The sequence below is a fragment of the Streptomyces durhamensis genome, from assembly GCF_000725475.1.
In the GTDB taxonomy this organism is placed as follows: Bacteria; Actinomycetota; Actinomycetes; order Streptomycetales; family Streptomycetaceae; genus Streptomyces; species Streptomyces filipinensis.
This window is the reverse complement of sequence record NZ_JNXR01000015.1, coordinates 137,227-159,796: the sequence shown is the minus strand read 5'-3', so window position 1 is coordinate 159,796 and position 22,570 is coordinate 137,227. Positions and strand designations below refer to the sequence as shown.

Genomic DNA, 22,570 nt, shown 5'->3' with positions numbered 1-22,570 from the left:
CCCGGGACGTCCGCGGCTGTGGCCCGGCGGGGGCAGCCGCGTAAGGTGGCAGCTCGCGCCTCTTCGGAGGCTTCTGCCCGGGTCTGCGCCCACGGTTTGTGGGCCGGGCCCGCGATCCCCGATGATGATCGCGGCAAAGGCCGGGGCAGCCCCCGTGGGCCGGGCCGTGAACGGCCGGTGAACAAGGGCTCCCGTCCATCCGATAGCCTCTGCCGACATGCCGCCCGGGTGCCGCAGGCAGGGCGCCCCACCACGTGAGAGACCGGCGCCCGCGCGCCGGCACCCAGGGAGTGAGTTCGGTTGCCGACCGCCATCGTCACCGGTCAGCCGGTCCCCGGATCGTCCCTCGAGAACGATCTGCGGTCGCTCGGCTTCGACGTCCGGGTGGCAGTGGACGCCGCCGAGGCCGAGACCCTGCTCGCCGCCGCTCCCGCCGGCGACCGTGTGGCCCTGGCCGACGCCCGCTTCGTCGGCCACCCGCACGCCCTGCGCCTGGGCCTGACCGACCCCCGCTTCCCGCTCTCCGCGATCCCCGGTGCCGTCACCGCCCAGCCGGAGGCCCGGCAGGCGCTGACCCGGGCCGTGGCCCGCGAGACCTCGGCCGGCGGCGGTACCGCGCTGGCCGTGGACAGCCTCGCCGACCGGATCGTCACCGCCCTCGACACGGACGGCTGTGAGGTGCACCGGCCCGAGCTGGGCAGCCTGGTCGCCGCCGTCCCCGCCGACCCGCAGGCCCGCAACGAGGCACGGCAGGCCGTCGCCGCCGTCGACGACGAGGCCGTACGCCTGAAGTCGGCCGTGAAGTCCCGCGACGGTTTCTTCACCACCTTCTTCATCAGCCCTTACTCGCGCTACATCGCCCGCTGGTGCGCCCGCCGGGGCCTGACCCCGAACCAGGTCACCACCGCCTCGCTGCTCACCGCCCTGATCGCGGCCGGCTGCGCGGCCACCGGCACCCGCGGCGGCTTCGTCGCGGCGGGCGTGCTGCTGATCGCCTCCTTCGTGCTGGACTGCACCGACGGCCAGCTCGCCCGCTACGCCCTGAAGTACTCCACGCTCGGCGCCTGGCTGGACGCCACCTTCGACCGGGCCAAGGAGTACGCCTACTACGCCGGCCTCGCCCTCGGCGCGGCCCGCGGCGGCGACGACGTGTGGGCCCTCGCCCTCGGCGCGATGGTCCTGCAGACCTGCCGGCACGTGGTCGACTTCTCCTTCAACGAGGCCAACCACGACGCCACCGCCAACACCAGCCCCACCGCCGCCCTCTCCGACAAGCTGGACGGCGTCGGCTGGACGGTCTGGGTGCGGCGCATGATCGTCCTGCCCATCGGCGAGCGCTGGGCGCTGATAGCGGTCCTCACCGCGGCCACCACGCCCCGGATCACCTTGTGCGTCCTGCTCGTCGGCTGCGCCTTCGCCGCGACGTACACGACGGCGGGCCGGGTGCTGCGCTCGCTGACCCGCAAGGCACGGCGGACCGACCGGGCCGCGCAGGCCCTCGCCGACCTCGCCGACTCCGGTCCGCTCGCCGAGCTGCTCTGCCGGGGCCTCAAGATCAAGGCCCACTCCCTGGCGCCCCTCAGCGCGGGCTTCGGCGGCGCGCTCCTCGTGGTCGTGGCCGGGGTGTGGGGGGCGAGCTGGCAGACCGTCGCCGCCGCCGGCCTCTACGTCGTCCTGGCGGCCGAAGCCGTCGACCACCCGCTCAAGGGCGCCCTCGACTGGCTGGTGCCGCCGTTCTTCCGGGCCGCCGAATACGCCACCGTTCTGATCCTCGCGGCCACATCCGGGGTGAACGGCGCCCTCCCTGCGGCTTTCGGGCTGGTGGCCGCCGTCGCCTACCATCACTACGACACGGTGTACCGCATCCGCGGCAACGCCGGAGCGCCCCCGGCCTGGCTGGTGCGCGCCATCGGGGGGCACGAGGGGCGGACGCTGCTCGTCTGCGTCCTGGCCGCGGTGCTCAGCGCCGCGCAGTTCACGGTCGCGCTCACGGTCCTCGCCGTGGCCGTCGCCCTCGTGGTGCTCGTCGAGAGCATCCGCTTCTGGGCCGCCGCTCATAGGGAAGGCGCCCCAGCCGTACACGACGAAGGAGAACCCGCATGATCGGCCTCGTGCTGGCGGCCGGCGCCGGACGGCGTCTGCGCCCCTACACCGACACCCTGCCCAAGGCGCTGGTGCCGGTGGGGCCCGCGGGTATAGAGGGCGAACCGACCGTGCTGGACCTCACCCTCGCCAACTTCGCCGAGGTCGGCCTGACCGAGGTCGCGATCATCGTCGGCTACCGCAAGGAGGCCGTCTACGAGCGCAAGGCCGCCCTGGAGCAGAAGTACGGCCTCAAGCTCACCCTGATCGACAACGACAAGGCCGAGGAGTGGAACAACGCCTACTCCCTGTGGTGCGGCCGTGACGCCCTCAAGGACGGTGTGATCCTCGCCAACGGCGACACGGTTCACCCGGTCTCCGTCGAGAAGACGCTGCTGGCCGCGCGCGGTGAGGGCCGTCGCATCATCCTGGCCCTGGACACCGTGAAGGAGCTCGCCGACGAGGAGATGAAGGTCGTCGTCGACCCCGAGCAGGGCATGACCAGGATCACCAAGCTGATGGACCCGGCCGAGGCGACCGGCGAGTACATCGGCGTCACCCTGATCGAGGGCGACGCCGCCCCCGAGCTGGCCGACGCGCTGAAGACGGTCTGGGAGACCGACCCGCAGCAGTTCTACGAGCACGGCTACCAGGAGCTGGTCCACCGCGGCTTCCGGATCGACGTGGCGCCGATCGGCGACGTCAAGTGGGTCGAGATCGACAACCACGACGACCTCGCCAAGGGACGGGAGATCGCGTGCCGCTACTGACCCGGCTGATTCCCTCGCCGGTCGTCGTGGACATCCGCCCGGGTGCCCTGGACGACCTGGCCTGCGTCCTCGCCGACGAGCGCATCGCGCAGTCCGGCCGGCTCGCCGTCGCCGTCAGCGGCGGCTCCGGCTCCAGGCTGCGCGAGCGCATCGCCCCCTCGCTGCCCGGCGCCAGCTGGTACGAGGTCGGCGGCGGCACCCTGGACGACGCGATCCGGCTGGCCGGCGAGATGAAGTCCGGCCACTACGACGCCGTCGTCGGGCTCGGCGGCGGCAAGATCATCGACTGCGCCAAGTTCGCCGCGGCGCGCATCGGTCTGCCCCTGGTCGCCGTGCCGACGAACCTCGCGCACGACGGCCTGTGCTCGCCGGTCGCCACCCTCGACAACGACGCCGGGCGCGGCTCCTACGGCGTGCCGAACCCGATCGCGGTCGTCATCGACCTGGACGTGATCCGCGAGGCCCCGGCCCGCTTCGTCCGGGCCGGCATCGGCGACGCGATCTCCAACATCAACGCGGTCGCGGACTGGGAGCTGTCCAACCGCGTTAACGGCGAGAAGATCGACGGTCTCGCCGCGGCCATGGCCCGCCAGGCCGGCGAGGCGGTGCTCAGGCATCCCGGCGGCATCGGCGACAACGGCTTCCTGCAGGTGCTGGCCGAGGCGCTGGTGCTCAGCGGCATCTCGATGTCGATCTCCGGCGACTCCCGCCCGTCCTCCGGCTCCTGCCACGAGATCAACCACGCCTTCGACCTGCTGTTCCCCAAACGTGCGGCCGCCCACGGCGAACAGTGCGGACTCGGCGCGGCCTTCGCGACGTATCTGCGCGGGGCCCACGAGGAAGCGGCCCACACCGCCGAAGTGCTGCGCCGGCACGGGCTTCCGGTGCTGCCGGAGGAGATCGGCTTCACCGTGGACGAGTTCGTCCGCGCCGTGGAGTTCGCCCCGGAGACCCGCCCCGGCCGCTACACGATCCTCGAACACCTCGACCTCAAGCCGAACCAGATCAAGGACATCTACGCCGACTATGTCAAGGCCATCGGTAGCTGAACTCCGTCCGGTCGTCCACCCCGCGGGGGTGAAGGACCGGCGCAGCGGTGAGCACTGGATGGGACGCCTCTACATGCGCGAGGTGTCCCTGCGGGTCGACCGCTACCTGGTCAACACCAGGGTCACGCCCAACCAGCTCACGTACCTGATGACCGTCTTCGGCGTGCTCGCGGCCCCGGCACTCCTGGTGCCGGGGATCCCGGGCGCCGTCCTCGGCGTGGTGTGCGTCCAGATGTACCTGCTGCTGGACTGCGTCGACGGCGAGATCGCGCGCTGGAAGAAGCAGTACTCGCTGAACGGCGTCTACCTGGACCGGGTCGGCGCCTACCTCACCGACGCCGCCGTGCTCGTGGGCTTCGGGCTGCGCGCCGCCGACCTGTGGGGCGGCGGCCGTATCGACTGGCTGTGGGCCTTCCTCGGCACGCTGGCCGCGCTCGGCGCCATCCTCGTCAAGGCGGAGACCGACCTGGTCGGCGTCGCCCGGCACCAGGCCGGCAAGCCGCCGGTCAAGGAGGCCGCCGCCGAGATGCGCTCCTCCGGCATGGCGCTGGCCCGCCGGGCCGCCGCCGCCCTGAAGTTCCACCGGCTGATCCTCGGTATCGAGGCGTCCCTGCTGATCCTGGCCCTGGCGATCGTCGACCAGGTCCGCGGTGACCTGTTCTTCTCCCGGCTGGGTGTCGCGGTGCTGGCCGGCATCGCGCTGCTGCAGACCCTGCTGCACCTGGTCTCCATCCTCGCTTCGAGCAGGCTGAAGTGAGTGCCGTGAAGGTCGGCGCCGTCATCATCACCATGGGCAACCGGCCCGAGGAGCTGCGCGCCCTGCTCGACTCGGTCGCCAAGCAGGACGGCGACCGGGTGGAGGTGGTCGTCGTCGGCAACGGCTCGCCCGTCCCGGACGTCCCCGACGGCGTACGCACCATAGAGCTGCCCGAGAACCTGGGCATCCCCGGCGGCCGCAACGTCGGCACAGAGGCCTTCGGTCCCGGCGGCCGCGATGTCGACATATTGCTCTTCCTCGACGACGACGGCCTGCTCGCCCGTCACGACACCGCCGAGCTGTGCCGTGCGGCGTTCGAGGCCGATCCGAAGCTCGGCATCATCAGCTTCCGCATCGCCGACCCGGAGACCGGCGAGACCCAGCGCCGGCACGTGCCCCGGCTGCGTGCCTCCGACCCGATGCGCTCCTCCAGGGTCACCACCTTCCTCGGCGGCGCCAACGCCGTCCGCACCCGGGTGTTCGCCGAGGTCGGCGGCCTGCCGGACGACTTCTTCTACGCCCACGAGGAGACCGACCTGGCCTGGCGGGCCCTCGACGCCGGCTGGATGATCGACTACCGGTCGGACATGGTGCTGTACCACCCGACGACCGCGCCCTCGCGACACGCCGTCTACCACCGCATGGTCGCCCGCAACCGCGTGTGGCTGGCCCGCCGCAACCTCCCCGCGGCCCTGGTCCCCGTCTACCTCGGTGTCTGGCTGCTGCTCACGCTGCTGCGCCGCCCCTCGGGGCCGGCCCTGAAGGCGTGGTTCGGCGGATTCCGGGAAGGCTGGACCACACCGTGCGGACCGCGCCGTCCGATGCGCTGGCGCACGGTGTGGCGGCTGACCCGACTGGGCCGGCCCCCGGTGATCTGAGAAGCTTCTCTTACCTGAAGAGAGCAAGCTTCTTACCGAGAGAGTTCCGGATTTCCACTCGTGAGTCACACAACGCATGACGGCGGTGTCGCGGTGAACGCGATACCGTCGCCCGACGAGGGGCTGACGGCGGCGCAGCTCGCCGCCAAGTACGGGCTCGCCGTGAGCGGCGCCCGGCCCTCACTGGCCGAGTACGTCCGCCAGCTGTGGGGGCGGCGCCACTTCATCCTCGCCTTCTCCCAGGCGAAGCTGACGGCCCAGTACAGCCAGGCCAAGCTCGGCCAGCTGTGGCAGGTGGCGACACCGCTGCTCAACGCGGGCGTGTACTACTTCATCTTCGGCGTGATCCTGCACGCGAGCCGCGGTCTGTCCCAGGACGTGTACATCCCGTTCCTGGTCACGGGCGTGTTCGTCTTCACCTTCACGCAGAGCTCGGTCATGTCGGGCGTCCGGGCGATCTCCGGCAACCTGGGCCTGGTGCGCGCCCTGCACTTCCCGCGTGCCTCGCTGCCCATCTCGTTCTCGCTGCAGCAGCTCCAGCAGCTGCTGTTCTCGATGATCGTGATGTTCGTCGTGGCGATCGGCTTCGGCAGCTACCCGGGCCCGGGCTGGCTGCTGATCGTGCCGGTCCTGCTGCTGCAGTTCCTGTTCAACACCGGGCTCGCGCTGATCGTGGCCCGCATGGGCGCCAAGACGCCGGACCTCGCCCAGCTGATGCCGTTCATCCTGCGCACCTGGATGTACACCTCCGGCGTCATGTTCTCCATCAACAAGATGATGGAGGGCCGCTCCGAGATCGCGGTCCGGCTGCTGCAGGTCAACCCGGCCGCGGTCTACATGGACCTCATGCGCTACGCGCTGATCGACGGCTACGGTGCCTCGAACCTGCCGCCGCACGTGTGGGCCATCGCCCTGTTCTGGGCCGTGGCCGCCTTCGCCGGCGGCTTCGTGTACTTCTGGAAGGCGGAGGAGAGGTACGGCCGTGGCTGAGCACAACGACCGGGCCGGCGAGGAACGCCGCCCGACGGTCATCGCCGACGATCTGCACATCGTCTACCGGGTCAACGGCGCCAAGACCGGCAAGGGCAGCGCGACGGCGGCGCTGAGCCGGATCCTCAAGCGCGGCGAGGAGCGGGGCGTACGGAAGGTGCACGCCGTGCGCGGGGTGTCCTTCGTCGCCTATCGCGGCGAGGCCGTCGGCCTGATCGGCTCCAACGGCTCCGGCAAGTCCACCCTGCTGCGGGCCATCGCCGGCCTGCTGCCCGCCGAGAAGGGCAAGGTCTACACCGACGGCCAGCCCTCGCTGCTCGGTGTCAACGCGGCCCTGATGAACGACCTGACCGGCGAGCGGAAGGGTGACTTCATCACCCTGCCGATGCGCACGTACTCCTCCGGCATGGCCGCCCGGCTGCGGTTCTCCATCGCCGCCGCCAAGGACCACGACGTCCTCATGATCGACGAGGCGCTCGCCACCGGTGACCGCAAGTTCCAGAAGCGCTCCGAGGAACGCATCCGGGAACTGCGCAAGGAGGCCGGAACGGTGTTTCTGGTCAGTCACAACAACAAGTCGATCCGCGACACCTGCAACCGCGTCCTGTGGCTGGAACGCGGTGAGCTGCGTATGGACGGACCGACCGAAGAGGTTTTGAAGGAGTACGAGAAGTTCACGGGCAAGTAGCCTGTTTCGGCCAGGCCCCGCGGGCAACCGTCCGGCGGGGCCCTGCGTCTGTAAAGGGACCGTCAACTCCGGCCAGCGCCAGGAATCTTGGAACCAATCGGTGTGTTGTTGTGATGCGCAGGACACCCCGGCGGACCGTGTCGCGTTGTACAACGTAAGCTGTACCAGTGCCGGAAAGTGGCAAGTGGGGCGATAATGCGCGACACCCTGAGTGAGGGCGACCCCGGGAATTGCCGGGCGGCGTGTCCGAAATAGTGTGTATTGGGTCGGCAGTGTAGAACGGGAGATGTGACGGCAATGGCTACGGAAACTCCCCAGCTCAACGCAGCATGTGCCGTCCCCGCCGCGGGCAGCGCCCGATGACGGCCACCGAGACGGCGCCGGGCCTGGAACGCGCCACCCTGGACAAAGCCACGCGTGAGAACTTTCCGGTGGCCCCTTTCTTCCTGCCCCGGGCGTGGCGCGAGGACCTCATGGCCGTCTACGGCTTCGCCCGTCTGGTCGACGACATCGGTGACGGCGACCTCGCCCCGGGCGGCGCCGACGCCCGGGCGCTCGGCGTGTCGCCCGCCGGGGCCGAGGACCGCCTGGCCCTCCTCGACGCGTTCGAGACCGATCTGCGCCGCGTCTTCGACGGCACCCCGCGCCATCCGCTGCTGCGCCGTCTGCAGCCCACCGTCCGCCGCCACCGCCTGACCTCCGAGCCCTTCCTCGGCCTGATCGCCGCCAACCGCCAGGACCAGCTCGTCACCCGGTACGAGACCTACGACGACCTCCTCGCCTACTGCGCCCTGTCCGCCAACCCCGTGGGCCGCCTCGTCCTCGCCGTCACCGGCACCGAGACCCCCGAGCGGATCCGGCTGTCCGACGCGATCTGCACCGCGCTGCAGATCGTGGAGCACCTCCAGGACGTCGCCGAGGACCTCGGCCGCGACCGGATCTATCTGCCGGCCGAGGACATGAAGCGCTTTCACGTCCAGGAAACGGATCTTGGCGCAAAAACCGCGAGCGCATCGGTGCGCGCCCTGGTTGCATACGAAGCACAACGCGCCCGCGATCTGCTGAATGAAGGCGCCCCCCTGGTGGGTAGCGTCCACGGCAGACTGAAGCTGCTGCTCGCAGGGTTCGTGGCGGGGGGAAGGGCGGCGGTCAGCGCGATCGCCGCCGCCGAATACGACGTACTTCACGGCCCGCCCAAGCCCGGCAAGGTCCAGTTGCTGCGTGAGGCGGGCGTGATCCTGCGAGGAGAGGGGTGATCCGGACCGTGGATTCTCCGTCACACGTGTCCGCACCGGTACTCGCCGCCTACAGCTACTGCGAGACCGTCACGGGGCAGCAGGCCCGCAACTTCGCGTACGGCATCCGTTTGCTGCCCACGTCCAAGCGCCGCGCCATGTCGGCGCTGTACGCGTTCTCCCGGCGCGTGGACGACATCGGCGACGGCGACCTGGCCGACGAGGTGAAGCTGAAGCGGCTGGAGGACACCAGGGCGCTGCTCGCCCGGGTCCGGGAGGACGAGGTGGAGGAGGACGACACCGATCCGGTCGCGGTGGCCCTCGCCCACGCGGCACGCGCTTTCCCGATCCCGCTCGGCGGCCTCGACGAGCTGATCGACGGCGTCCAGATGGACGTGCGCGGCGAGACCTACGAGACCTGGGACGACCTGAAGGTCTACTGCCGGTGTGTCGCCGGTGCCATCGGCCGCCTCTCGCTCGGCGTGTTCGGCACCGAACGGGGAGCGCGCGGCGCCGAGCGCGCACCCGAGTACGCCGACACCCTCGGGCTCGCCCTGCAGCTCACCAACATCCTCCGGGACGTCCGCGAGGACGCGGCCGGCGGCCGTACCTACCTGCCCGCCGACGACCTCGCCAAGTTCGGCTGCTCGGCCGGCTTCGACGGGCCGACGCCCCCGGAGGGCTCCGACTTCGCGGGCCTCGTGCACTTCGAAGTACGGCGGGCCCGTGCCCTCTTCGCCGAGGGCTACCGGCTGCTGCCCATGCTCGACCGGCGCAGCGGAGCCTGTGTGGCCGCCATGGCCGGCATCTACCGCCGGCTGCTGGACCGCATCGAGCGCGACCCCGAGGCCGTGCTGCGCGGCCGGGTCTCGCTGCCCGGACGCGAGAAGGCCTACGTCGCCGTGCGCGGCCTGTCCGGCCTCGACACCCGGCATGTGACCCGCCATGTCTCCGCACGGTCCGTCAGGAGGCGCGCCTGATGGACCCTCACCGAACCAGGAGACAGGTGCCAGGCAACCTGCAGCAGCGGCGTGGCGTCCCTGACGGCGACGACCGAGCGTGCACCGTTCAACCAGCATGCTCAGCAGGCCGGCGCCCCGAAGGGGCGCGGGGAACTGCGCGAGCAGCCACGACGGGCCCGCGGGCGATGGACGGCCTGTCGCGGCACTCCTCGCGGAGCGCTCGCCCATGGAAGGACGCACGATGAGCGAAGGCCCACGCCCCGCACGGGCGCACGGCACCGCGGAACCGGAAGGCGCCGCAGGCCGCCGCGCCGTCGTGGTCGGGGGCGGGCTCGCCGGGATCACCGCGGCGCTCGCGCTCGCCGACGCGGGCGTCCGCGTCACCCTGCTCGAAGGCAAGCCCAGGCTGGGCGGCCTCGCCTTCTCCTTCCGGCGCGGCGACCTGACCGTCGACAACGGCCAGCACGTGTACCTGCGCTGCTGCACCGCCTACCGCTGGTTCCTCGACCGGATCGAGGGCGCGGCGCTGGCACCGCTGCAGGACCGCCTGGACGTGCCCGTCGTCGACGTCGCCAAGCCCGAGGGCAGGCGGCTCGGCCGGCTGCGGCGCGACCCGCTGCCCGTCCCCCTCCATCTGGGGCGCAGCCTGGCCGCCTATCCGCATCTCTCGCTCGCCGAGCGCGCCGCGGTCGGGCGGGCCGCGCTCGCGCTGAAGGGGCTCGACCTCGCCGATCCGGCCCTGGACACCCAGGACTTCGGCAGCTGGCTGGCCGCACACGGTCAGTCGGCGCGCGCCATCGAGGCCCTGTGGGACCTGGTCGGCGTCGCCACCCTCAACGCGGTCGCGGGCGACGCCTCGCTGGGGCTCGCCGCGATGGTGTTCAAGACCGGTCTGCTGTCCGACCCGGGCGCGGCCGACATCGGCTGGGCCCGCGTCCCGCTGGGCGAACTGCACGACCGGCTGGCCCGCAAGGCGCTCGACTCCGCGGGCGTGCGCACCGAGGTCCGTACACGCGTCACCTCCGTCTCCTACAACGAAAACGGCACCTGGAGCGTTCAGGTTCCCGGCGAACGCCTGGAAACCGACGCCGTCGTCCTCGCCGTACCCCAGCGCGAGGCGCACGACCTGCTGCCGCCCGGCGCCCTCGACGCCCCCGCACAGCTGCTGGACATCGGCACCGCGCCGATCCTCAACGTCCATGTCGTCTACGACCGCACGGTGCTCGCGCGCCCCTTCTTCGCCGCCCTCGGCACCCCCGTGCAGTGGGTCTTCGACCGCACCGACGCCTCCGGCCTCGCCGAGGGCCAGTACCTCGCGCTCTCGCAGTCGGCCGCGCACGACGAGATCGACCTGCCGGTCACGGAACTGCGCGAGCGTTACCTGCCCGAACTGGAGCGGCTGATTCCGGGTACCCGCGGCGCCGAGGTGCTGGACTTCTTCGTGACCCGGGAGCGCACGGCCACGTTCGCCCCCGCCCCCGGCGTCGGGCGCCTCAGGCCCGGCGCCCGCACCAAGGCCCCCGGCCTGTACCTGGCCGGAGCGTGGACCGCCACCGGGTGGCCCGCGACCATGGAGAGTGCGGTCCGCAGCGGAGTGAGCGCGGCCGACGCCGCCCTCAGTGCCCTGGGCCGGCCCCGCCCCCGCCATCTCTTCGAGTTCGAGGAGGCGGCCTGATGCCCGACCGGCACGCGGCGGGCCCCCGCACCCCCGGTACCGCAACAAGAGGAGAGACTGTGCCCACTGTGCCCCCGGCTTCGACGCCCGTCCCACGGGCCGCGGTGGACGTGACCGCGCTGCTGGAGCGCGGCCGGACCCTGGCCACTCCGGTCCTGCGTGCGGCCGTCGACCGGCTGGCGTCTCCCATGGACACCGTCGCCGCCTACCACTTCGGCTGGATCGACGCCGCCGGCAACCCGGCCGACGGCGACGGCGGCAAGGCCGTGCGCCCCGCCCTCGCCGTGCTCTCCGCCGAGGTCACCGGTGCCGCGCCCGAGGTGGGCATCCCGGGCGCCGTGGCCGTCGAACTCGTCCACAACTTCTCGCTGCTGCACGACGACCTGATGGACGGCGACGAGCAGCGCCGGCACCGCGACACCGTCTGGAAGGTGCACGGTCCCGCCCAGGCGATCCTGGTCGGCGACGCCCTGTTCGCCCTGGCCAACGAGGTGCTGCTGGAACTCGGCACCGTCGAGGCCGGCCGGGCCACCCGCCGGCTGACCACCGCCACCCGCGCCCTGATCGACGGCCAGGCGCAGGACATCTCCTACGAGCACCGCGACCGGGTCAGCGTCGAGGAGTGCCTGGAGATGGAGGGCAACAAGACCGGCGCGCTGCTCGCCGCCTCCAGCTCCATCGGCGCGGTCCTCGGCGGCGCGGACGACGCCACCGCCGACGCGCTGGAGAAGTACGGCTACCACCTCGGCCTCGCCTTCCAGGCCGTCGACGACCTGCTCGGCATCTGGGGCGACCCGGAGGCCACCGGCAAGCAGACCTGGAGCGACCTGCGCCAGCGCAAGAAGTCCCTGCCGGTCGTCGCCGCGCTCGCGGCCGGCGGCCCCGCCTCCGAGCGGCTCGGCGAGATCCTCGCCGCGGACGCCAAGAGCAGCGACTTCGAGAACTTCTCCGAGGAGGAGTTCGCGGCCCGCGCGGCCCTCATCGAGGAGGCCGGCGGCCGCGCCTGGACGGCCGAGGAAGCGCGCCGTCAGCACACCGTCGCCGTCGAGGCCCTGGACGCCGTCGACATGCCCGCCCGGGTGCGCGACTCCTTCACGGCGCTCGCCGACTTCGTCGTCGTACGGAAGAGATGATCCCTATCGGTCGAACACATCTCGCGTAGTCGCCGGCCGGTGCCGCAGGATGGTGCGGACACCGGCCGACGGCGGACCCACAGCAGCACGACTCGCACGACTGCACGAAGGGGAAGCCATGACAGCGACGACCGACGGAAGCACCGGGGCGACTGTGCCGTCCCGCGCTGCCGCGGCCAGCGACACCACCCTCACCACCCTCACCACCCCCGAGGCGGCCGGGGTACAAGAAGCCGCCGCAGGCGCCGCGAGGCGCGCCACCGACTTCCTGCTCGCCCGGCAGGACGCCCAGGGCTGGTGGAAGGGCGACCTGGAGACCAACGTCACCATGGACGCCGAGGACCTGCTGCTCCGTCAGTTCCTGGGGATCCTCGACGAGAGCACCGCACAGGCCGCGGCCCTGTTCATCCGCGGCGAGCAGCGCGAGGACGGCACCTGGGCCACCTTCTACGGCGGGCCCGGCGAACTGTCGGCCACCATCGAGGCGTACGTCGCCCTGCGCCTGGCCGGCGACGCCCCCGACGACGCGCACATGGCGCGGGCGTCCGCCTGGATCCGCGAGCGCGGCGGCATCGCCGCCGCCCGTGTCTTCACCCGGATCTGGCTCGCCCTGTTCGGCTGGTGGAAGTGGGAGGACCTGCCCGAACTGCCGCCGGAGCTCATCTACTTCCCCGCCTGGATGCCGCTCAACATCTACGACTTCGGGTGCTGGGCCCGGCAGACCATCGTGCCGCTGACCATCGTCTCGGCCAAGCGCCCGGTGCGCCCCGCGCCCTTCCCGCTGGACGAGCTGCACACCGACCCGGCGAACCCGAACCCGGTGCGGCCGCTCGCACCGCTGGCCAGCTGGGACGGTGCCTTCCAGCGCCTGGACAAGGCGCTGCACCGGTTCCGCAAGGTCGCCCCGAAGCGACTCCGCAGGGCCGCGATGAACTCCGCCGCCCGCTGGATCATCGAGCGCCAGGAGAACGACGGCTGCTGGGGGGGCATCCAGCCCCCGGCCGTGTACTCGGTCATCGCCCTGTATCTGCTCGGCTACGACCTCCAGCATCCGGTGATGCGCGAGGGCCTCGCCTCGCTGGACCGTTTCGCCGTGTGGCGCGAGGACGGCGCCCGGATGATCGAGGCCTGCCAGTCCCCGGTGTGGGACACCTGCCTCGCCACCATCGCGCTCGTCGACGCGGGGCTCCCGGCCGACCATCCGCAACTGGTCAAGGCGGCCGACTGGATGCTCGGCGAGGAGATCGTCCGGCCCGGTGACTGGGCCGTGCGCCGGCCGGGGCTCCCGCCCGGCGGCTGGGCGTTCGAGTTCCACAACGACAACTACCCCGACATCGACGACACCGCCGAGGTCGTTCTCGCGCTGCGCCGCGTCCGGCACCACGATCCCGAGCGCACGGACCACGCCATCGGGCGCGCGGTGCGCTGGAACCTCGGGATGCAGTCGAAGAACGGCGCGTGGGGCGCCTTCGACGTCGACAACACCAGCCCGTTCCCCAACCGGCTGCCGTTCTGCGACTTCGGCGAGGTCATCGACCCGCCGTCCGCGGACGTCACCGCCCATGTCGTGGAGATGCTCGCCGCAGAGGGACTGGCCCACGACCCGCGGACCCGCCGGGGCATCGACTGGCTGCTCGCCGAACAGGAGCCGGACGGCTCGTGGTTCGGCCGCTGGGGCGTCAACTACATCTACGGCACCGGCTCGGTGGTCCCCGCGCTGACCGCGGCCGGGCTGCCCGGTGCGCACCCGGCGATCCGGCGGGCCGTGGCCTGGCTGGAGTCGGTCCAGAACGACGACGGCGGCTGGGGCGAGGACCTGCGCTCGTACAAGTACGCCAAGGAATGGAGCGGCCGGGGCGCCTCCACCGCCTCGCAGACCGCGTGGGCGCTGATGGCGCTGCTCGCGGCGGGGGAGAAGGACTCCAAGGCCGTCGAGCGCGGCATCCGGTGGCTGGCCGACACCCAGCGGGCGGACGGCAGCTGGGACGAGCCGTACTTCACCGGCACCGGCTTCCCCTGGGACTTCTCCATCAACTACCACCTGTACCGGCAGGTCTTCCCGCTCACCGCGCTCGGCCGGTACCTGCACGGCGACCCCTTCGAGCGCGGCCTCCTCGCCGGGAAACCGCGGTCCGAGGCCAGGGTGAGCTGAGGTGAGCACCCAGCCCGCCCCTGCCCCGCTGCTGATCGCCTGCGCCCTCGGCATCGAGCACCTCGCCCTGCGCACCGGCGACCACGGCGGTGCGGGCGGGCCCGTCACCTTCGTCCGTACGGGCATGGGTCCCCGCGCGGCGGAACGCTCCGTCACCCGGTGCCTGGCCGAGGACGCCCACACCGAGGCCGCCGTGCTGGCCACCGGTTTCTGTGCCGGGCTCGCCCCCGGCATGCACCCCGGCGACCTGGTCGTCGCCGAGGAGACCCGGGACCCGCGCGGCACCGTCGCCTGTGTGGGCACCGAACTGCTCGTCAAGGAACTCGTGCGCCTGCTGCCCGGGCGCACCGTCCACACCGGCCCGCTCACCGGCTCCGACCACGTCGTACGCGGCCCCGAGCGGTCCCAGCTGCTCGCCACCGGCGCGATCGCGGTCGACATGGAGTCGGCGGCCACGCTGCTGACCGCCGTCCGCCTGGGCGAGCGGCCGGTCGCGGCCGTACGGGTGGTCGTGGACGCCCCCGAACATGAACTCGTCCGGATCGGCACGGTACGCGGTGGAATATCGGCTTTCCGTGTTCTTCGATCCGTTCTTCCTGCTTTCTTCGAATGGCACCGTTCTTTGCTGCTCCCCCGGAGGTGAGCCAGATGGCCATGCCGTTGCGCCAGTCCATCAAGGTCGCTACATACCTGGCTGAACAGAAGCTGCGCAGGCGGGACAAGTTTCCGCTCATCGTCGAGCTGGAACCGCTCTTCGCCTGCAACCTCAAGTGCGAGGGCTGCGGCAAGATCCAGCATCCGGCCGGGGTGCTCAAGCAGCGCATGCCGGTCGCCCAGGCCGTGGGCGCCGTGCTGGAGTCCGGTGCGCCGATGGTCTCCATCGCCGGCGGCGAACCGTTGATGCACCCTCAGATCGACGAGATCGTCCGTCAGTTGGTGGCCAAGCGGAAATACGTCTTCCTCTGCACCAACGCGATGCTCCTGCGCAAGAAGATCGATCAATTCCGGCCCTCTCCCTATTTCGCCTTCGCCGTGCACATCGACGGGCTACGCGAGCGGCACGACGAGTCCGTCGCGAAGGAGGGCGTGTTCGACGAGGCGGTGGAGGCGATCAAGGAGGCCCAGCGACGCGGCTTCCGGGTGACCACCAACTCGACCTTCTTCAACACCGACACCCCGCAGACCATCATCGAGGTGCTCAACTTCCTCAACGACGACCTGAAGGTCGACGAGATGATGATCTCGCCCGCCTACGCCTACGAGAAGGCCCCCGACCAGGAGCACTTCCTCGGCGTGGAGCAGACCCGCGAGCTGTTCAGGAAGGCCTTCGCGGGCGGCAACCGCAGGAAGTGGCGGCTCAACCACTCCCCGCTCTTCCTGGACTTCCTCGAGGGCAAGGTCGACTTCCCGTGCACCGCGTGGGCGATCCCGAACTACTCGCTCTTCGGCTGGCAGCGGCCCTGCTACCTGATGAGCGACGGGTACGTGCCGACGTACCGCGAACTCATCGAGAAGACCGACTGGGACAAGTACGGCCGCGGCAAGGACCCGCGCTGCGCCAACTGCATGGCGCACTGCGGCTACGAGCCCACCGCCGTCCTTGCCACCATGGGCTCCCTGAAGGAGTCGCTGCGGGCCATGCGCGAGACCGTCTCCGGAAACCGGGAGTGACGCGATGACCGCCGTCCCCTTGGGCGTTCCCGGGGTACCGGCCCGTCCGGTCGCGCCGCGGCGTGTGGCGCGGCAGATCCAGGTGGGGCCGGTGGCGGTCGGGGGCGGAGCCCCGGTGTCGGTGCAGTCGATGACGACGACCCGTACGTCGGACATCGGCGCCACCCTGCAGCAGATCGCGGAACTCACCGCGTCCGGCTGCCAGATCGTCCGCGTCGCCTGCCCCACGCAGGACGACGCGGACGCGCTCGCCACCATCGCGCGCAAGTCGCAGATCCCGGTGATCGCGGACATCCACTTCCAGCCGAAGTACGTCTTCGCGGCCATCGAGGCCGGCTGCGCGGCGGTCCGGGTGAACCCGGGCAACATCAAGAAGTTCGACGACCAGGTGAAGGAGATCGCTCGCGCCGCCAAGGACCACGGCACGCCGATCCGGATCGGCGTCAACGCCGGTTCGCTGGACCGGCGGCTGCTGCAGAAGCACGGCAGGGCGACCCCGCAGGCGCTGGTCGAGAGCGCGCTGTGGGAGGCCTCGCTCTTCGAGGAGCACGACTTCCGGGACATCAAGATCTCCGTGAAGCACAACGACCCGGTCGTGATGATCGAGGCGTACCGCCGGCTCGCCGAGCAGTGCGACTACCCCCTGCACCTGGGGGTGACCGAGGCCGGCCCGGCCTTCCAGGGCACGGTCAAGTCGGCCGTGGCCTTCGGGGCGTTGCTGTCCCAGGGCATCGGAGACACCATCCGTGTCTCGCTGAGCGCGCCGCCGACGGAGGAGGTCAAGGTCGGCATCCAGATCCTGCAGTCTCTGGGGCTGCGGCAGCGGCGTCTGGAGATCGTCTCCTGCCCCTCCTGCGGCCGGGCCCAGGTGGACGTCTACAAGCTCGCCGAGGAGGTCACGGCGGGCCTGGACGGCATGGAAGTGCCGCTCCGGGTCGCGGTGATGGGGTGTGTGGTCAACGGCCCCGGCGAGGCCCGTGAGGCCGACCTCGGAGTTGCCTCGGGCAACGGGAAGGGGCAGATCTTCGTCAAGGGCGAGGTGGTCAAGACCGTCCCCGAGTCGAAGATCGTCGAGACCCTCATCGAAGAGGCCATGAAGCTCGCCGAGCGGACGAGCCCCGCAGACCAGATGAGTTGAGGCACAGCACGGCACGGACCGAGAGGGGGACCAGCGTGACCATTCTGGAGACCATCCGGGGACCACGCGACCTGAAGGCGCTGTCCGAGGCGGAACTCGGCGAACTGTCCGAGGAGATACGTGAGTTCCTGGTGCACGCGGTGTCGAGAACCGGTGGTCACCTCGGGCCCAATCTGGGCGTGGTGGAACTGTCCGTCGCGCTCCACCGGGTCTTCGAGTCACCGGCCGACCGCATCCTGTGGGACACCGGCCATCAGAGCTACGTCCACAAGCTGCTGACCGGACGTCAGGACTTCTCCAAGCTGCGGGGCAAGGGCGGCCTGTCCGGCTACCCCTCGCGCGAGGAGTCCGAGCACGACGTCATCGAGAACAGCCACGCCTCCACCGCGCTCGGCTGGGCCGACGGCCTGGCCAAGGCCAACCAGGTGCAGGGGGACAAGGGCCATGTGGTCGCGGTCATCGGCGACGGCGCGCTGACCGGCGGCATGGCCTGGGAGGCGCTGAACAACATCGCGGCGGCCAAGGACCGGCCGCTGATCATCGTCGTCAACGACAACGAACGCTCCTACGCCCCGACCATCGGCGGCCTCGCCAACCACCTGGCCACCCTGCGCACCACCGACGGCTACGAGAAGGTCCTGGCCTGGGGCAAGGAAGTCCTCCTGAGGACACCCGTCGTCGGCCACACCCTCTACGAGTCCCTGCACGGTGCGAAGAAGGGCTTCAAGGACGCCTTCGCCCCGCAGGGCATGTTCGAGGACCTGGGCCTGAAGTACCTCGGCCCGATCGACGGGCACGACATCGGCGCGGTCGAGTCGGCGCTGCGCCGCGCGAAGCGCTTCCACGGCCCCGTCCTGGTGCACTGCCTCACGGAGAAGGGACGCGGCTACGAGCCCGCCCTCAACCACGAGGAGGACCACTTCCACACCGTCGGCGTGATGGACCCGCTGACCTGCGCACCGCTCAGCCCCTCCAGCGGGCCGTCCTGGACCTCGGTGTTCGGTGACGAGATCGTGCGGATCGGCGAGGAACGCGACGACGTCGTCGCCATCACGGCGGCCATGCTGCACCCGGTCGGCCTCGGCGCGTTCGCCGAGCGCTTCCCCGACCGCGTGTGGGACGTGGGCATCGCCGAACAGCACGCGGCCGTCTCCGCGGCCGGCCTCGCGACCGGCGGGCTGCACCCGGTCGTCGCCGTCTACGCCACCTTCCTCAATCGCGCCTTCGACCAGCTGCTGATGGACGTCGCCCTGCACCGCTGCGGGGTCACCTTCGTCCTGGACCGGGCCGGTGTCACCGGCGTCGACGGGGCCTCCCACAACGGCGTGTGGGACATGTCCGTCCTGCAGGTCGTCCCCGGCCTCAGGATCGCCGCGCCGCGCGACGCCGGCCAGCTGCGCGCCCAGCTGCGCGAGGCCGTGGCCGTCGACGACGCGCCCACCCTGGTCCGCTTCCCGAAGGAGTCGGTCGGCCCGGACGTCCCCGCGCTCGGCCGTGTCGGCGGCATGGACGTCCTGCACCGCGCCGAACGCCCCGAGGTGCTGCTGGTGGCCGTCGGCGTGATGGCGCCGGTGTGCCTGAAGGCCGCCGACCTGCTGGAGGCGCGCGGCATCCCCTGCACGGTGGTCGACCCGCGGTGGGTCAAGCCCGTCGACCCCGCGCTGCCGGACCTCGCCGCCGGACACCGGCTGGTGGCCGTGGTGGAGGACAACAGCCGTTCCGCGGGTGTCGGTTCCGCCGTGGCGCTGGCCCTCGGTGACGCCGATGTCGACGTGCCGGTACGGCGGTTCGGCATCCCGGAGCAGTTCCTCGCGCACGCCAAGCGCGGCGAGGTGCTGGCCGACATCGGTCTCACGCCCGTCGAGATCGCCGGGCGGATCAGCGCGAGCCTGGCCGTCAAGGACACGGGCGGCCCAGCCAAGGAGAATGAATGAGCACGGAGTTCGACCTCGGCGCCCTCCTCGCCGAGCGCGGAGCCGAACGCTACGAGCTGCACACCAGGTACCTCAACCCGCAGCTCCCGCGCATGCTGCACACCATCGGCTTCGACAAGGTCTACGAGCGGGCCGAGGGCGCCCACTTCTTCGACGCGGACGGCAACGACCACCTGGACATGCTCGCCGGGTTCGGCGTGATGGGCCTCGGGCGCCACCACCCGGTCGTCCGCAAGGCCCTGCACGACGTGCTCGACCTCGACCTCGCCGACCTCACCCGCTTCGACTGCCAGCCGCTGCCGGGACTGCTCGCCGAACGCCTCCTGGCCCACAGTCCGCACCTGGACCGGGTGTTCTTCGGCAACAGCGGCACGGAGGCCGTCGAGACGGCCCTGAAGTTCGCCCGGTACGCCACCGGCAGGCCCCGCGTCCTCTACTGCGACCACGCCTTCCACGGCCTGACCACCGGATCCCTGTCGGTCAACGGTGAGAGCGGATTCCGGGACGGCTTCGCCCCGCTGCTGCCCGACACGCCCGTACCCCTGGGTGATCTCGACGCCCTCGCCCGGGAGTTGAAGAAGGGTGACGTGGCCGCGCTGATCGTGGAGCCGATCCAGGGCAAGGGCGTGCACGAGGCACCGCCCGGCTATCTGCGTGCCGCGCAGGAACTGCTGCACCGGCACAAGGCGCTGCTCATCGCCGACGAGGTGCAGACCGGTCTCGGCCGTACCGGCGACTTCTACGCCTACCAGCACGAGGACGGCGTCGAACCCGACCTGGTGTGCGTGGCCAAGGCCCTGTCCGGCGGATACGTCCCGGTCGGCGCCACCCTCGGCAGGGACTGGATCTTCAAGAAGGTCTACTCGTCCATGGACCGCGTGCTGGTCCACTCGGCGAGCTTCGGCGCCAATGCCCAGGCGATGGCGTGCGGCCTCGCCGTGCTGTCGGTCATGGAGAACGAGCAGATCGTCGCGGGCGTCCGCGCCACCGGGGAGCTGCTGAAGTCCCGGCTGACCGCGCTGATCGACCGGTACGAGCTGCTGGCCGACGTCCGCGGCCGGGGCCTGATGATCGGCATCGAGTTCGGCCGGCCGTCCTCGCTGAAGCTACGCGGCCGCTGGACCATGCTGCAGGCCGCCCGCAAGGGCCTGTTCGCGCAGATGGTCGTCGTACCGCTGCTGCAGCGGCACCGGATCCTCACCCAGGTCTCCGGCGACCACCTGGAGGTGATCAAGCTGATCCCGCCGCTGGTCATCGACGAGGCGGACGTCGACCGGTTCGTGGCCGCCTTCACCGCCGTGATGGACGACGCCCACAGTGGCGGCGGCCTGATGTGGGACTTCGGCAAGACCCTGATCAAGCAGGCGGTGGCGGGCCGCTGACCGTGCCGGCCCCGGCCCTAGAGGATCACGACGAGGAGGAGGAGATCGGCGAGCCCGATCGCTCCGAGGACGATACCGGCGACCGAGGTCCACAGCCGGCCGATGCCCCGGCCGGCGTAGTGGGCGCCCATGGCGCCGAAGGTGACGGCGAGACCGCCGGCGAGGAGCGACCAGGGCAGCAGCATGAAGGTGAGCGTGGGCCACGTGCTCGCCCCGGCCACGAGCCCCAGCGCCAGAGCCAGGGGGCCGAGGGCGGCGGCGGGCGCGTCGGCGTCCCGGGACGGAGTGCGTACGGACATCTGATCCCCCAGTTTTGAACGTGTTCAACTGCTAGGGGGAGCGTAACAGGGGAAGGCCGCGGCAGGAGCGCCCGGAGGCCTTTTGCCTGAGAGGCAAGGAAATTGCCGCACAGGCAAAAATCGGGCTCAATGAAGGCATGAACGCCTCAGAAGCCGGGCCGGCGGCGGGCCCGGGCGACGAACTGCCGTCGGTCGCCCCGCAACTGCGCGGACTGCGCCGTCGTTCCGGCCTCACCCTGGAGGCCGCGGCCCGCGCCGCCGGACTCTCACCGGCCCATCTGTCCCGGCTGGAGACCGGACAGCGGCAGCCGTCGCTGCCGATGCTGCTGGCCCTCGCCCGTATCTACGGTACGACCGTCTCCGAACTCCTGGGCGAGACGGTCGCCGACCGGGACGCGATCGTGCGGGCCGGTGACATGGAGCCGACCCGGGCGGGCGGCTGGACGTACTTCCAGGCCGGGGCGCCGGGCCGCGGCATGCAGGCCCTGCGCGTGCGCGTGCCGTACGGCTCGCAGGGCGACATCGTGCGCGTCCACCCGGGCGAGGAGTGGGTCTACGTCCTCGGGGGCCGGCTGCGGCTGCGCCTCGGAGACACCACGCACCTGCTCGCGCCCGGTGACAGCGCGCACTTCGACTCGCTCACCCCGCACCGCCTCGCCGCCGAGGACCACGACGGCGTCGAGCTGCTGTTCGTCCACACCCTGCTGCAGAGCCCCACGGCCACGCTGTGCCTGGGGCCGCTGACCGGAGAGCTGCCATGAGCAACTTCGAGGAGAAGTTCCCCCGTTCCCTCTGGATCCGACTGATCATCTACATCGCCCTGGGCCACGTCCTGGCCGCGTTCCTCTTCCTGCTCTTCGCGGTGGGCGCGAAGAGCTGACGGGGCGGCCCCGGCCGGGGCGGAGCGGCAGCCGGTGCCGGCGTCGTCCGCTCAGTCCAGCAGGCGCTCGCGCAGCCGGTCGCGGGCCGCAGGGGTGAGGCCGAGGCCCTGCTCCAGGTAGGGGTCCACCCCGCCCCAGGTCTGCTCGATGGTCTCGAAGGCCGCCTGCAGGTACTCGGCGCGGGCGTCGAAGAGCGGGCTCAGCAGCTCCATGACCTCCGGGGTGTACGCCGTCTCCGCGCTGCCGCTGCGGCGGACCTTGTAGCGCCGGTGCTTGGCGTTGGACTCCAGGTAGTCGGCGATGATCGCCTCGCGCTCCACGCCCAGCGCCAGCAGCGTCACGGCGATCGAGATGCCCGCGCGGTCCTTGCCCGCCGCACAGTGCATCAGGGCGGGCACACTGTCCTCGGCGAGCGCGCCCAGCACCCGGGAGTGCTCGGCGGTGCGCTCCTTGACGATCGTCCGGTACGAGGCGACCATCCGGGCCGCGCCCTTGCCGTCGGACAGGATCCCTCGCAGCTGGTCGAGGTCGCCGTCACGGACCATCTTCCAGAACTCGGCGCCGTCCGCCGGGTCGCTCAGCGGCAGGTTCACGTTCCGCACGCCGGGCAGCTCGACGTCCGGGCCCTCCAGCTTCTGGTCGGCCGCGTTGCGGAAGTCGAAGATCGTGTGCAGGCCCAGGGAGGTGAGGAAGGACGCGTCGTCCTCCGTCGCGTGCGCGAGGTGTCCGCTGCGGAACAGCACCCCGTGCCGGACCCTGCGCCCGTCCACGGTCGGCAGCCCGCCCACGTCACGGAAATTGCGCACTCCGGCCAGCTCCGGCTCGGTCGACGGGACCTGCTGCGTCACGGGGGGCTCCTCGCGGTCGGACCCCGCCGTCGCGGCTCGTCGGCGG

General features: G+C 71.3%; 21 protein-coding genes. 19 read left to right on the top strand and 2 right to left on the bottom strand.

Translation table 11 applies throughout. The features are described 5' to 3' along the window. Positions 1-300: 300 nt before the first annotated feature. The 17 genes from IO33_RS0122565 to IO33_RS0122485 all read left to right on the top strand — a co-directional run bounded on the left by IO33_RS0122565 (position 301) and on the right by IO33_RS0122485 (position 20,496). Positions 301-2,103 (top strand): DUF5941 domain-containing protein, encoded by a 1,803-nt coding sequence (locus IO33_RS0122565; RefSeq protein ID WP_031167849.1) that lies wholly within the window; start codon positions 301-303, stop codon positions 2,101-2,103. Next, complete coding sequence (locus IO33_RS0122560) at positions 2,100-2,852, top strand: phosphocholine cytidylyltransferase family protein (RefSeq protein ID WP_031167847.1); 753 nt, start codon at positions 2,100-2,102, stop codon at positions 2,850-2,852. Before IO33_RS0122565 ends, IO33_RS0122560 begins: the two co-directional genes overlap by 4 nt. After that, positions 2,840-3,901 (top strand): iron-containing alcohol dehydrogenase family protein, encoded by a 1,062-nt coding sequence (locus IO33_RS0122555; protein ID WP_031167845.1) that lies wholly within the window; start codon positions 2,840-2,842, stop codon positions 3,899-3,901. The genes IO33_RS0122560 and IO33_RS0122555 overlap by 13 nt, the downstream gene beginning before the upstream one ends. After that, positions 3,879-4,658 carry a CDP-alcohol phosphatidyltransferase family protein gene (locus IO33_RS0122550; RefSeq protein ID WP_078963847.1) on the top strand — a complete coding sequence of 260 codons (780 nt, stop codon included), beginning with the start codon at positions 3,879-3,881 and terminating at the stop codon, positions 4,656-4,658. Before IO33_RS0122555 ends, IO33_RS0122550 begins: the two co-directional genes overlap by 23 nt. Positions 4,659-4,690: 32 nt before the next feature. Then, positions 4,691-5,536 (top strand): glycosyltransferase family 2 protein, encoded by an 846-nt coding sequence (locus IO33_RS0122545; RefSeq protein WP_051926923.1) that lies wholly within the window; start codon positions 4,691-4,693, stop codon positions 5,534-5,536. Positions 5,537-5,596: 60 nt separating this feature from the next. Continuing rightward, a complete protein-coding gene (locus IO33_RS0122540; RefSeq protein ID WP_031167840.1) occupies positions 5,597-6,526 on the top strand; it encodes an ABC transporter permease in 930 nt (309 codons plus the stop codon). Further along, positions 6,519-7,214, top strand: coding sequence for an ABC transporter ATP-binding protein (locus tag IO33_RS0122535; RefSeq protein WP_031167838.1), 696 nt, complete (start codon positions 6,519-6,521; stop codon positions 7,212-7,214). The genes IO33_RS0122540 and IO33_RS0122535 overlap by 8 nt, the downstream gene beginning before the upstream one ends. A gap of 359 nt (positions 7,215-7,573) precedes the next feature. Then, positions 7,574-8,470: a squalene synthase HpnC gene (gene hpnC, locus IO33_RS0122530; RefSeq protein WP_031167837.1), complete on the top strand. Its 897-nt coding sequence runs from the start codon at positions 7,574-7,576 to the stop codon at positions 8,468-8,470. Continuing rightward, entirely contained in the window at positions 8,467-9,429 is a 963-nt protein-coding gene (gene hpnD / locus IO33_RS0122525) for a presqualene diphosphate synthase HpnD (RefSeq protein ID WP_031167836.1), read from the top strand. The genes hpnC and hpnD overlap by 4 nt, the downstream gene beginning before the upstream one ends. Positions 9,430-9,652: 223 nt before the next feature. Continuing rightward, positions 9,653-11,086 carry a hydroxysqualene dehydroxylase HpnE gene (gene hpnE / locus IO33_RS0122520; RefSeq protein ID WP_031167835.1) on the top strand — a complete coding sequence of 478 codons (1,434 nt, stop codon included), beginning with the start codon at positions 9,653-9,655 and terminating at the stop codon, positions 11,084-11,086. Beyond that, positions 11,086-12,219: a polyprenyl synthetase family protein gene (locus IO33_RS0122515; protein WP_078963846.1), complete on the top strand. Its 1,134-nt coding sequence runs from the start codon at positions 11,086-11,088 to the stop codon at positions 12,217-12,219. Before hpnE ends, IO33_RS0122515 begins: the two co-directional genes overlap by 1 nt. Positions 12,220-12,337: 118 nt before the next feature. After that, positions 12,338-14,371: a squalene--hopene cyclase gene (gene shc, locus IO33_RS0122510; protein ID WP_031167831.1), complete on the top strand. Its 2,034-nt coding sequence runs from the start codon at positions 12,338-12,340 to the stop codon at positions 14,369-14,371. Between the two features lies 1 nt (position 14,372). Further along, positions 14,373-15,014 (top strand): phosphorylase family protein, encoded by a 642-nt coding sequence (locus IO33_RS0122505; RefSeq protein ID WP_031167829.1) that lies wholly within the window; start codon positions 14,373-14,375, stop codon positions 15,012-15,014. Between the two features lie 5 nt (positions 15,015-15,019). Then, a complete protein-coding gene (hpnH, locus tag IO33_RS0122500) occupies positions 15,020-16,042 on the top strand; it encodes an adenosyl-hopene transferase HpnH (protein ID WP_031167827.1) in 1,023 nt (340 codons plus the stop codon). Between the two features lie 4 nt (positions 16,043-16,046). Further along, entirely contained in the window at positions 16,047-17,180 is a 1,134-nt protein-coding gene (gene ispG, locus IO33_RS0122495) for a flavodoxin-dependent (E)-4-hydroxy-3-methylbut-2-enyl-diphosphate synthase (protein ID WP_031167825.1), read from the top strand. Between the two features lie 35 nt (positions 17,181-17,215). Further along, positions 17,216-19,114, top strand: a complete 1,899-nt coding sequence (gene dxs / locus IO33_RS0122490; protein ID WP_031167823.1) for a 1-deoxy-D-xylulose-5-phosphate synthase — start codon at positions 17,216-17,218, stop codon at positions 19,112-19,114. Continuing rightward, positions 19,111-20,496 carry an aspartate aminotransferase family protein gene (locus tag IO33_RS0122485; RefSeq protein WP_031167821.1) on the top strand — a complete coding sequence of 462 codons (1,386 nt, stop codon included), beginning with the start codon at positions 19,111-19,113 and terminating at the stop codon, positions 20,494-20,496. The genes dxs and IO33_RS0122485 overlap by 4 nt, the downstream gene beginning before the upstream one ends. Before the next feature lie 17 nt (positions 20,497-20,513). Here the strand turns inward: IO33_RS0122485 and IO33_RS44420 are convergent, their stop codons facing one another. Continuing rightward, entirely contained in the window at positions 20,514-20,795 is a 282-nt protein-coding gene (locus IO33_RS44420; RefSeq protein ID WP_051926903.1) for a hypothetical protein, read from the bottom strand. 137 nt (positions 20,796-20,932) lie between these two features. On the opposite strand from IO33_RS44420, the gene IO33_RS0122475 reads away from it, so the two are divergent. Continuing rightward, positions 20,933-21,556, top strand: coding sequence for a helix-turn-helix domain-containing protein (locus tag IO33_RS0122475; RefSeq protein ID WP_031167817.1), 624 nt, complete (start codon positions 20,933-20,935; stop codon positions 21,554-21,556). Then, complete coding sequence (locus IO33_RS53565; protein ID WP_037685801.1) at positions 21,553-21,675, top strand: DUF6126 family protein; 123 nt, start codon at positions 21,553-21,555, stop codon at positions 21,673-21,675. Before IO33_RS0122475 ends, IO33_RS53565 begins: the two co-directional genes overlap by 4 nt. 51 nt (positions 21,676-21,726) lie before the next feature. Here IO33_RS53565 and IO33_RS0122465 read toward each other — a convergent pair whose 3' ends face one another. Next, on the bottom strand, positions 21,727-22,524 hold the full coding sequence (locus tag IO33_RS0122465) for a tyrosine-protein phosphatase (protein WP_031167815.1): 798 nt from the start codon (positions 22,522-22,524) through the stop codon (positions 21,727-21,729). Positions 22,525-22,570: the final 46 nt, after the last annotated feature.